The following is a 12,589-nucleotide window of genomic DNA, read 5'->3' as shown; positions in this document are numbered from 1 at the left end:
CCAGATAAGAAACCCATTGCAGAGCAGGAGGAATATCGATCGACATAACGACTCAGACGCAGCCAACCCGCACGACAAGAGACCGCGACGACCGAATCGGCACGAACCGTGTGCGGTCCGGTGCAGAGCTGTTCGAGGCGCGTACCAACACGATTCAACTCTCACTCCCGCGCAACGACGCGGCCCGATCAGAGGGTGAATGACAGCGGAACCCTGCGCGAACGTTGGTTGTCTGGAGTGACGAAACCTCTTGGGACGTAGTCGGCTCCGAGAATCACGCACGCACCGAATGCTGATCCACCGCAGCGATCAGCAGACCGGCGCAGCCACCGGGCGGCCGGTGAGAGTGGGACCGTGGATGCACCCATGTTCAGCTTGGCACGCTGAGCGATGCTCGGCGAGACGCTGGTTGTTCAGTTCGCGGCTACGATCGGCTCCGGAAGGCCGTCAGCGTGCTAGGCAGCGAAAGGCGGCTGTTGGCAAATACTTTCGTCGCCCACTAGTCGACCATGGCCGGCCTGGCTGAGCAGCTGAAGCTACTCGTACGCGGGCCGATTCAGCCTTGCGTTGGAGCCCAGGACGACTCGCGAGACCCGTCAGCGCTACTCAACGGCGATGAGTCATCCTGACTCGATGTCATGGGAACGTCCGTCTGGGGCCCGGGTTGATCTTCGGTCGATTCACGGGTGGCGTCGGAATCGGAGTCCGTATCGTATTCGACCGTGATTTTGTCGCTGCGTGTTCGAGTGGCGTAAGTGCCGATTGATCGCCTCAGGTAGTCGTCGATGATTGCATCGGTGTCCAGCTCAAATGTGGCGTTGCGTGACAGCCACAGCGGACCACGAGGCCGCGTCGGCTCGAATTCCAAATCAGCTGCACAAAAACCGCACGCGCGCATGGTGCCGGCAAGAAGGTCGAGATTCATCGCCCGGCCCTCGGACTTCAACATTCTCATGATCCGCCGTTCGGCGTGCAGGTCGACGGCGTGGGCACGCGGCACACCGTCCCTGGTGCGGTATTGCCGTGTGTAACGTTCGGCAGGAACGACAACCCGACCATCCTTCAGCGCGGCGACGATCTTGCTGACCGCATCACCACGGTCAACGACGGGTGAGCGCATCAAATCCCGCAGACTGGCGATGTGCCGGTCCGGTCTCGGATCGAGGGTCGCGGCACGGTCTTCAAGGACCTGCTCGAACTCCGACCCGGAAGCCAGAAGGGTCTCAAGTCGATGGTTGAGCGCCGTGCTGTTCGACGAGACATAGAGCGTGCCTTCGTCCGCGTCGAGATAGGCCTGGACTTCGCTCTGGTCCTCCAGCTGTTCCTTCAGCGCCGTGGCGAGCCATCGCAGCGCTTGCCTCGGGCGATGATCTTGGTAAGACCTGGGCGGATGCACCAAGTCGGTGTTATAGCGGTACAGAAGCGCTAGTTGCGTCGACTTCCCGGGCTTGACGGTGGTGGGGACGCCTCGGTGGACGACATGCATACGGTCCGGCGCGGACCCGGCTCCGGGAAGCGTCACTTTGGTCATGCCTGTGCGTCGCGAAGCTACGGGGTGATGTCCTCGGGCCAGGTTGGTCATCTCCTCGAGCCGCTCGGCGAGTTCACGACGTAGGTAAGGCGTCGTGTCTCTCAGGTGCGTCTCCACGGTCGCCTGGTCACGAATCGATGGCCCGCTGCCCACCAATGATGTGAAGGCCGCCAAGGCATTTGCGGTCATACCGGCAAGGGATCCCGCGGTGTGCGGCGACTGTTCGGGGTCGAGCCGCATTCGAGCGATGGCGTCCACGATCAGTGTGTCGTTGCTGCGCAGCGCCTCGAGGAACTCTGCGGCGGCGAAGGGCGGCGGAAGGCGATCCGCCTGGCCGTCCTGCCCCATTTGGCGCAATGCCGCTTCGATCCTGTCGCGATGTTCGGCGTAGTCGGGCTGGTCCGTGAACCATTCGGGATCGATGCGTAGCCCACCGGCATTGGGTGCCAGGTACTTCCCCGTCGCTACGCGGGATGTACCCATCGTCGTCCCGACGGCATGCAGGGAGATTCCCGGATTGGCGGCTATCTGGGTGAGCGCCGCGGCCAGCTTGGCGACGGTTACCCCGGCGGTGGGTGCGTTCGCTTCCGCCGCCAGCGGCATGTCCTGCGCCAGGTCGTCGTGACCCAGCTGGCCGAAGAGGCGGCTAAGCTCCTCACGCTGTCCTTCATATCCGGCCAGCCGTGTCATGGTTTCGCGAGGTGGACGCCAATTGCCCTCTGCAGTAAGGAGTTCCGTCAACTTGTTGCCGGTGTAGCCAGTTCTCTCTGCGAGAATCAGCAGCAACCTGCCCTTACCTTTACCCTTGCTCTGGCCGCCCATGATCTTCTGGTGCGTCTTGCGCAGCTCTATCAGCGATCGTAATGCGTGGGCGAGGTCGTCTGCACCGAACGGCTTCGGCGCAGCCTGCGGTTCGGGCAGCGGACTGTCGTATAAGCCGAGTTCGCGGAGGAGGTCCGCGATTGCTTCGCGGTGCTGTTGGTAATCCGGCATCTGACTCAGCTCTTTGGGCAGATTGGTCCGGGTGCCGGGGCCCCAGGAGGAACCTGCGAGCCAGCGCTTGGTCCTGAGGAGGGTGCCGGGGTAGTTCCGGGCGATCTGAATACCAGGAACCTTGGGCCGAGCCTTCTGATCGCGCAGCATTGCCTCCACCGTTGCCGCCGTCAACTCGTTCGTAAGGACAGACGGGGCAGTTGGTTTCACCGCCTCTGCACGCGCAGGCGCCGCTTGACTGCGGTTGCTGGCCGGCTCAGTCGTTCGAGCGCGTTTGCGTTGAGCATCCGTATCAGTGGGGCTGATACGACCGCGTTTGGGTGCATCGACCCAATTGTGTCGTGCGACGGGAAGGCCGGTGCCCCTCGCGTAGGGCCGGGCGACCGAGTCACGGTAGTCATCACCGTCGTCCGACGATGCGTCTTCCTCGTCGGAGAAGTCGGGGTCGCTGAGATCCGATGACTCGGAGGATTCCGGTGAACAGCCGGTTTTAACCGTGTCTGGGAAGGCGGTTGGGGACGGACCGGCGATCGGTGCAGGCCGCGAGGGCAGGGACCGGTGGAGCACCGTGGGGGTCGGCCCGGGTTGTTCGACGACCGTGCTGGCATTCCAATGGTCCACCCCGTTGTGAAAGACGTTGACCGGCGGGGCGTTTCTGGGTCCGACATCATGGGTGCCCGCCGTCGAGCGGTTCCGTAGGCGTACGTCGAGAGCGTGGCCGATGAGCCCAGGAAACATTTCCCCCATGTCGTCGGCCCAGGTGCTGGTGCTCGGCTGCCACTTCTCAATGGTGTCCAGCAGCCGCTGGTGCTCGTCTGGAGTCAACGGCTGATCTTGCCGCTCGACTCTGAGCACCGACCGGAGGTCGTCGTCATCGACGATCAGGTCGACCGGCATGCCCACACCGCGCCGGCGGAGATAGTCTCGCTGGCTGGCGGGGCCGGCCAGCGCGCCGCGACGGCTCCGTAGGTGCGGCACATCGGACTCCGCCTGCCGGTGCGCGGCGACGACGGACATGGCGGGGTCATTCTCGGAGAGCTCCTGGGCGCGGGCCTGAACGGTGAGTGCGCGCAGGTCCTCGGCACGCATCCAGTCGAGGGAGTGCGTCGTGTCGATGCCGAGGCTGGACAGTCGATTTCGCAGTTCGTCCGTGCTGGCATCCGCCAGCCAGTCTTCGTAACTGTTCATCTCGGCAGGGCTGCTGCGGAAGGGACGAACAACATCTGAAGGTAGATCTGAGGGCGCTCTGTTGCGCACCCAGTCCATCACCAGTTGTCGTAAACCTTCCGCGGCCCGGGACAGCGGCGACGATGCGTCCGAGACCGGCGCCTGGTGGTTGACGAGTCCTTCGCGTACCTGGCGGTGCGCCTCGCTGGCTGAGCCGGCCCACCCTTGATACATGCGGGGATTCCATTGCCGCGGTGGAGTACTGGCCACCACCGAGTACAGCAGACACCATCCGTCACCCGGCACCCGCAACTCGACGATTCCGGCCGGGTCGTCATCGCCAGGGCGAGATGCCATGTCGTCAGCCGCATTGGTCATCTCAACGTCGGAGTTGGACTGACGCCCGCCGGTGTTGCCGGAGTGCCCGTGATAGGCGCCGAACCGGCCGGTGAGGTCTCGGTCGGTGACGCCGTCCACGACCGGTGGCAACAGCGCGGACACTGACCCACCCGAGGACGTCTGCACAACCGGCCACGTCTGCGGATCCACCACCCGCCCCATGGGATCGATGACCACCGCCCACACCGACGGCGCCGACGCCACCTCGGGAGGCACCTGCGCACCGGTGCGCTCGGTCGGGCGCTGCGGATCAGCCCACCGCGGCCCGTCGCTGGTGACCCGCGCGGCCACCACATGACCAATCTCCCCACGCAACGGCGAGGTCATCGCGACCACCGTGGAGCCCACGGGAAGACCGTCAGCCAACTGCTGGGTCCCCGCAGCCCCGTTCACCTGCGCCCAGCCACCCCCGGCCACGACCTGGTCTCGTGCGCCGCCTGCGCCACCGCGGACGCCGGCCGCATCGTCGGAAACCTTCAACGGCCGCACCCGACCGCCGTACAGCCGATCAACCAACGCTCGTACCAGCGGCCCACAATCTAAAGCGTCGACCGCCCTGCCCGCCGGCACCACCGCATCCACCACCGCGGCGAACTCCGCCGCCGACAACGTGATACCTGTCGGCCGCACCTGAGTGATACCGGTGAACTCGGGTACGTCATTGCGGCGCCCACGGGCAGAGTCCGCCACCGGCAGCCCCAACCCGCCCCGGCGTGATGGTCCCGCCTGCACTCCAACCGCGCCCGACCCGGCAGGTCCACCCAAATCCGCTGCCATGCGCGCTTCTTTGACCGGTGGCCGCTGATCCCGGGCGGCTTCGGGGTTCGGCTGCCAACGGTGTTCGAAGTCCTCGCGAACAGAGTCAAGATACCGGTGGGCATCGTGGCGGTTGCCCAGGGCCACGCTGCGGTCACCCGGCGTGGCCGCAGGATCGGCCAGTACGGCGTCCAACTCGGCCTGATAGGTCTGCAATTCCTCCTGCGCCACCTCGAGTGCAGCGAGGTCGTGGTCGCGCTCCTCACGGTCCCAAGCCTCGTGGTCCGCCGCCGTAGCTCTGGCTTTGCCGCGATCGACGGTCGTCGCCATACCCACGGCCGGGTCCTCGTCGGATGCAGGATCGTCGGCTGACAACGGCGGTGCCGTCGGCGGCGGGGGCGGTTCCTCTGATTCTGGAATCGTCTCGGCCACAACAATTGCAGGTGACGGATCTTGAGCCGGCGGTTCGACGGGCCGGGTCTCGTCGGTCGGGATGAGGAATTGCCCACCAAGGTCCACCGCGGTCAGCTCGCGTGAGGTGGTGCCGTCGCGCGCGGTGAGGGTGATCCGAGCGTTACCGGCAAAAACCACGTAGGGCAGTTGGTATCTGGAGTTGGACGTGGTTTTGGCGGTTTCGCTGGACGACTCGCCGCGCCGCACGCGCCCGCCGCCGCCGATGCCGGCCAACAACGAACCGTTGAACCCAGGAACCGACCAATGAGGGCCGGCGAGTAGCCGCGCTCCTGATTCCAGGGACTGGATGTTGCGAGTCGCCACAACCTGGTTCACCTCGTTGAGCGAGTTGGTCGTATGGTTCCCGGCCCTGACCTCTTTGAAGCTCAGAGGCTGCATCTCGACGCGCCCCACGATCGACAAGGCACCCCTGCGGAACAGTTCGACGGGGCCGCGGGTCATGGCGGGTAGCGACGCGCTGAGCGAGCCGTCACCGAGGACCGTCTTCACGTCGTCACGGGTGGAACTGTCACCCCATGATGCGGCGTGCAGATCCGCCAGGGTGCTGACTCGCAGCCCGTCGCCGCCGCTGAGGTCTTCGACGACAGTCTTGTTACTCAGTGGGCGCCCGACAGCGTTGCCCTCCAGGAGGCGACCGAGGCCCGGATCGCCCGTCGTCTGCTCGCGAATGGTGAATGCGATCCTGGCCGTGCCGGTGGCCCTGACGGTCCCGCCGCTTTCGAAAAAGCCGGCTGGTCGGCTCATCTCGGCCGTCACCGATGCCGTCGCAGCACGGCCGAGTGCGTCTTTGCGCTGACGGACCTGTAGGCCGGTACCCGCCAGCTGCGTGCGCGTGTTGTCGATTCCCCGGCCAGATCCGAGGTCGACCCGGCCCAGAAGTGACACGTTCGTCCCGGGGTCGCCGGGGAGGAGATCGCCTTGCGCTTGCACATACCCCTGCCAGCTTGTGGCTTTCGAGGCGGACGTGCCGACGCTACGGTTCGTCTGACCACCGCGGTAGATCTCGCTGACCCCGTCGGGCTGCGCAGTCCCGATGGTGTCGATGCGTCCGCTGAGCGACACCTTGCCGCCGCGCACGGACTTCAGATCGACCACGAAGGCGGCGTCCGTGCCGAACTGACGAAGTCGCCGCTGGACCGCCACCGTGTTGACGTGTTCGGCCAATTCGGCACGGACCCTGGGCCAGGCCGCACCGAAGACGTGTCGCCCCTGGGGCGCGAGGGAATCGAGCACGTGAGTGCCGATCAAATCCTCCCCGGCGGTGCGTTCCTCGGTCCGGGGCGATGCCCGTTCGTCAGGAACATCGTCCGACGAGTGCGGCCGCACCGCCACGACGCTCTGTCTCGGGTCGAGCCGGAGCATCTCCTCGGCGCGTTCACCGGGCTCCCGAGGAGCCGCGTCGAGAGCGGGCGCCTTCCTGGGATAGGCGAAGACGGCCTCCAGCCGCACCGGGCGAGGCGCCGACGGATAGCTCTCTTGAAGAGTCAGCGGCAGTGCCAGCCCGTGAGCCTCGTAACTGATCTGGAAGGTGATCGGCTGCCGGAACAGGTCATAGGGCTGAACGTTTCTGTCACGGAACACCGTTCGCCTGTCGATGTCGCCGGTCGTGTTTTCGCTGGCGGGGTCCGTGACGTGTCCGTCGCGGTCTGTCTTCGGGCCTGCCGGACGCTGCGTGGTCCGTGTGCCCTGGATCGTCACCGAGCCGTGAGGTACCGGAATCAGAAGACGACCGCCGACGATCGTACTTCCGACGTCGCTGTGCGACATTCCGGTCAAGGACTGTGACTCGGCGATCAGGTCGATCTCGTATTTCTCTGACGGCCCGACGTATTCAGCCGAGCGTGCGTCACGCACGGGACGTACCTTGACGGTGATCGACCCGATCTGCAGCGGGACGACGTGGCTCCATTCCTGGCCTGATTCGTGCACGAGTCGCGGGGTCAAGACCTCCGGCCCGTACGCCCCGGAGAGGCTTTGGATCGCGTCGTCGAGTTGCTTCCCGAGAACGGGAGCGAGATCGTCGCGCATCGCCTCCAAGAGGCCGCTCACCCGCTCGACACCGACCACCATGTCCGAGGGGTGCCAGGCCTCATTGAAGGCATGTTGCGGCGGCTCCGGGGGATTCTCATGTGCGACGGGCGTCCAGGCCATCGCCGGGCCGGTCCTGTCAACGACGAACCCTTGCGGCTGTTCCCGGCTGAACGAAGGCGGCGAAACCGTATCGTGTTCCCGCGCGCCCTGCAGTTCGGACAACGGGATCGCGATCTCCACGGGAAACAGACCAGAGTCGTGAGCTCTCGCCTTTGGCCCGGCCGCCACGACGTCGAGCCGTATCCATCCCTCGAACACGGCCAGCCGTTGGTCGAACTTCGTTCCTACCGCCTCGCGTCGACGGTCGCGGAATCGGTCGCCCGAGCGCTCGGCTTGACTGCCGCCGACGATCACCTCGCCGAGAACACTCCCGTCCGCGACATCACCACCGCGCCCGCCAAGGGCGCCTTGTCCACCGGTTTGCCGATTGCGCGTGACGCCGCCCGCGGGTCCCTCACTCACCTCGTAACTCGGGCTGGCCAGCGTCTCGACGACTCGCCGGAAGGTCAGCTGCTCGAAGTCGGCGGTAACCGCCACCTTCCCCACGCCCGGCCGGGTGTAGACCAGGGGGCTGTGCTGGGTCATGGCAGGCAGGGCAGCACGAATCCGGTTGAGGTGGAATGAGTTCAGAACGGTGGAACGCTGCTTTTTCCACGCACTGCCCCAGGCGTGGCTACCCGCGACGTCGAGCATGCCGCGCAACCCGTTCACGTCCAGGTTGGTGACCCGATCCATGGAGCCCAGACCGCGCGACGGCATGGCCGTCTCACCGCGGGTGATCGTCGGGCGATTGGTGAGGATGGAAATCGGATTCGACCGTTGCCGCTTGCCCTTCGACCGGGTGTCCGCCGGCGGATCCCCCCAGATTCGTTGCGGTGGAGCCCATACCGTCTTGTCGCGGAAGTCGTCGGTCGGGGTCGACTCCGACTTCTCGCTCATCATGTCGAAGTGACCGAGAGTCTCGTGCGCTACCGCATCGAAGCGGCGCCCATTTTCGGCGATCGGGTTGCGGTTGGATATCACGAACCGTAGCCGAACCTGGCCGCGCCACGCTTGACCTGGTACGGGAGTCTTCAGTGTGTTGCGGTGGCGGAATTGCACGCTCGACGACTGATCACGGCTGACCCCACGGGTGTGGTTGGCGTCGAAACCGCCACTCGCTTCCCCTGTGTCGGTACCGCCGGCTCCACGGAATCTTCCGGGAATGGGTAACTGCAGCGCCCTGGTCCTGGCGTTCTGGCGCACCGTCGAGCTGTCGGTCTCGCTGCCGTAGTGAAACTCGGTTCTGCTCGTCTCACCCCCCGGACGCATCATCGGGTTCGGCGTGGAGCCCGACGCCGGCGACTGACCGCTGTTCGTGTGCAGCGGAGTGCCGAAGGGCTCGACGAATGCGTGAACCTCCAACGTCGCGCCCGGCACGGTCCGGTATTGCAGAACGAGTGGCTGCTTGTTGGTCATGCCGTGCAGGTTTGCCTGCACCTTCTCGACGGTCAGCCAATTGCTCGTCTCGTGCATGGCCGCCCTGGCCTCTTCTCCGAACGCCGACTGGAATGTCCGTGTCATCGAGGCACTGTCGACCAGGTCGCTCACCGTCTGTCGTCGGGGCGAGCCGTGCGATGGGTCGTCGGTCACGAACCAGAAATTGCTCACCACGTCGGAGCCGCCGAGCGCATGTGTCTGCGAAATTCGCGGGGGACCGCCACTGGGTGGAGCAGCGGAATCGCCCGGCAGCGGTCCGACATGGTCGCGCGACTCGTCCTGGCCGTCGCGACTGACCTCGCGGCTGGGGATGAACACCTCGATCGAATACGGGATTCGTTCGGAACTGACGATATTGCTCGCAGGCTCGGAGCCGGGTGACACCATCTTGCTGAGGTGGCGGCGCACTGGACCCGCCGGGTCCAACCGGCCCACGCGGCGTGTGGTGATGATGGCCTGAATCTGCCCTTCGAAGCGACTACCCGGCTCTTCGTCCCGGCCACCGCTGATCTGACGGTCGGCACGCTGCTCCGCCACGGCCCGCTGGCGTTCGATCGAGCCGATCAGCGGTGCCGTGTCGGTGGCGTTCGCGTGCGTCACGCTGCCTTGGATGCCGCCGAGGCCGGTGATGCGACCCTCCCTGGAGGTGCCGGTTTCGACGGTGGAATCCGAGGCGTGCTCAAACTCGCCGCCGGCCTTCTCCTCCTTCTTGAAGCGCAGCGTCGAATCCGGTGATGCACCATCGAGCCGTAACTCGACGTGCAGCTCCCGACCTTTTCCGAGATCGATGGTGTGGGTGATCGTGCGCCCACCTCGCAGCATTCCCGGGGCATTGGGGCGGATGCTGTCGTCGGAGAACAACGCGGCCAGGTCGGTGCGGTGAAGCTCCCAGGTGCTCGGGCCACCCTCGCGTTCCACCACTTGCCGAATGTGCTGTAGCCCGGCATCACCGGTAGCACCCGAACGGAACATTTCGATCGAGTCCGAGCCACCCAGAGCCAAATCGGGGCCGATTCGGGCCGGCAGCTGTGGGTCTGGCTGGCCCTCCGTTTCCGAAGTGTCATCGAAGCTTTCGTGAGCATCGAAGAATTCCTGCTCAGTATCCGCCTCGGATTCGAAGTCGAAGAATTCCTGTTCGGTATCCGCTTCGGATTCGAGGTCGACCGTGGTCTCGACGACTGGGGCTGCAGCGTCGTCCTCGTCGTCGGAGGGGCCGCGTGCGTCGAAGAATTCCTGCTCGGATTCAGCGTCGTCGTCGAAGCTGTTGCGTGCGTCGAAGAATTCTGGCTCGGGGTCGGATTCGGACTTGACGTCGTCAGTGGTCTCGGGTGGGTGGGTGTGGGCAGCAGGGTGATCGGTGGAGGCGGTGGGTTGGTCACTTGGCAACCCCGACACGGCACCCCGGATCCCGGTGGTCGCTGGTGGCGTCGTCCGGCCCGGCAAGGGGGCGGGTGGACGCTCGCCGGTGAAGGCCTCGACACGAACTACGACCATCCGGCGCACCTGGTCATCCGGTCCGGAAACGTCCTCAGGCAGAGCCGTGCCCCGAGACGTCGGGGCGGCGATCGTCACGAAGTCCGCAGGCATCGAATTCTGTTGGAGGGAGCGCTCGATCAGCGGCCTGATCGCGTCGATGACCGCCTGCGCCCGTTCCTGACCGATCGCGTCAGCTCCCCGGCTGAACCTCCCGCCGTTTCCACCGCCCTGGGCATGCAGAATCAATCCCGAGTGCCCAGCGTCGCGCCGACGCTCGGCTGCAGTGACAACTCGGGACACGAAATCTTCGATCTCGACATGCCACTGCCGTTGGTCGACCGCCGTGGCGCCCTCGCGGAAAGGCAGTCGCAGCGAGTCGCCCCGCAGGTCCGCCGACAAACTCGAGGCCGCCTGCCGAACCTCCCCAGACGAATCGGCCAATCCGGCCATATACGCAACCCACGCGTCGGGTTCGTCCTCACGGTGGAAATGTATCGATGTTCCGCTGCTGCCAAATGCGAGGGACGAGGTGTCGTCGTCGGGGGCCGGCCGGCCACCGATCGGGCCTTGCAGTACCGCGGGCGCATTTTCGTTCGGCAGATCGGGGTTGAAGTGCTCGTTCCTGACGACGGGTCCGTATTTGGGTGCCGAGGACTGCGATTCCGCGCCGGCGGCGCTGCTGTCTCCGTCCGGGGGAAGAATTTCCACTGCTGATGCAATGTTCTCCCGCCGGATGCCGCCGGGAAACGAGATCTCCTGCTGATAGTCAGACGGGCCGATGCAGACTGTTCTGTTGACGTCGAGCCCGCCCGGTGCGTCGATGGTGTAGCGGAATCTTCGTTGATTCGAATCAGGTTGCAAGTAACCGAGTTCGGGGTTGCGAGTCGTGGAGATGAAATCGAATACCTTGCTCAGACCGCGGGTGGCGGGGTTGATCGCGAAGCCCTCGGCGAAGATCACCTCGGGAGGGCGGGTGTCTTCCCGATACAGCAGATCGTTGTCATCACGGAAAATCAGGGCGCCATCGGGGTTGTCGATTGCGTAGCCACCGTGCACATCGGTCGGATCGACGGATGGGTCGAGTTGGGGGCTGGGCCGCGGAGGCATTGGCGGGTTCGCCGCCATATGCTCACGCAACGCCTCCCAGCTGTCAGCCAATCCAGGATGCAACGGCAATTCGGTCACCGTGTCGATCGGCACCCACCGATGTGAGCCTTCGTGGCTCGATTCGGCTCTCAGTGGGTATGGGGCGTCGCCGATCACGGTGGAGTACGTCCAGTCGATCCCGGGTGCGCGTGCGGTGACCAGGTTCGTGCGCACACGGAATCGGTTGCCTTGCAAGCCGGTTTCCTCGTGGGTTTCCCGGAGCGCGGCCTGTGCCGGGGTCTCGAGACGGCTGCGGGCGCCTCCGGGCAGGCCCCACGTGCCGCCTTGATCGGACCATTGCGCCCGACGCTGCAAGAGCACCACAGGGACACCGTCGGAGTTCCTGGCCCGCAACAGTAGGCCGGCCGCGCCGTAGCGACCCCAGTGCGGGATCCCGTCGGCGTCGACCACCCAGCCGTCGCCGTCATCATCCGCGGGGTTGTCGGTATGCGGCTGGTTCTCGAAGCGGATCTCGACCACCCGACGCCGCGCCTGGTCATCCGGCCCGGAGATGTCGTCGGTGAGTGTCGTGCCGCGAGACGTCGGGTCAGCGATCGTCACGAAGTCGGCAGGGATGTCTCTTTCGTGAAGTGCTCGCTCGATCTGTGGTCGTATCGCGTCGAGGGCCGCTTCCGCCCGATTCAGACCGATCGCGTGAGCTCCCCGGCTGAACATTCCGCCGTTTCCTCCGCCCTGCGCGTGCAGGACCAGACCCGTTTCTCCGGCGTCACGCCGACTTTCAGCTGCACTGACAACTCGAGACACGAATGCTTCGACCTCGGCATGCCGACGTCCATCGACCGACGTGGTGCCCTCGTCGAAACGCAGATGCAGCACGTCACCCCGCACGCCGGTCGACGACACCGAAGTATGTTCGATGGGAGGGTCGACGGTGGAAGGTCCAGCGGTCCCAGGATCCGATCCGACCACTTCGCCAGGCCCGCCCCACGTGCGCGGAGCTGAGGTGTCCGCACCGGTGGACTGCGTGTCGGGGGTGCCGGCGAACCAGTTGGTGACGGGGTTGTCGGGGCGGTCCAGGGTGGGGGGCCAGGCGGTGATGGTGCCGTGTTGGCCGTC

Annotated in this window: 1 protein-coding gene; it reads right to left on the bottom strand. The window is 65.5% G+C overall.

Features of this window, described 5'->3' with window-relative positions; all coding sequences use genetic code 11:
* Window positions 1-556 precede the first annotated feature (556 nt).
* Window positions 557-12,376, bottom strand: a complete 11,820-nt coding sequence (locus ACWDTP_RS32720; RefSeq protein ID WP_450027376.1) for a scabin-related ADP-ribosyltransferase — start codon at window positions 12,374-12,376, stop codon at window positions 557-559.
* Between the last annotated feature and the right edge of the window lie 213 nt (window positions 12,377-12,589).

The organism is Mycobacterium sp. NPDC003449 (assembly GCF_053588415.1).
Note: the sequence above shows the minus strand (reverse complement) of the source record. Positions and strands in the feature narration are given on the sequence as shown.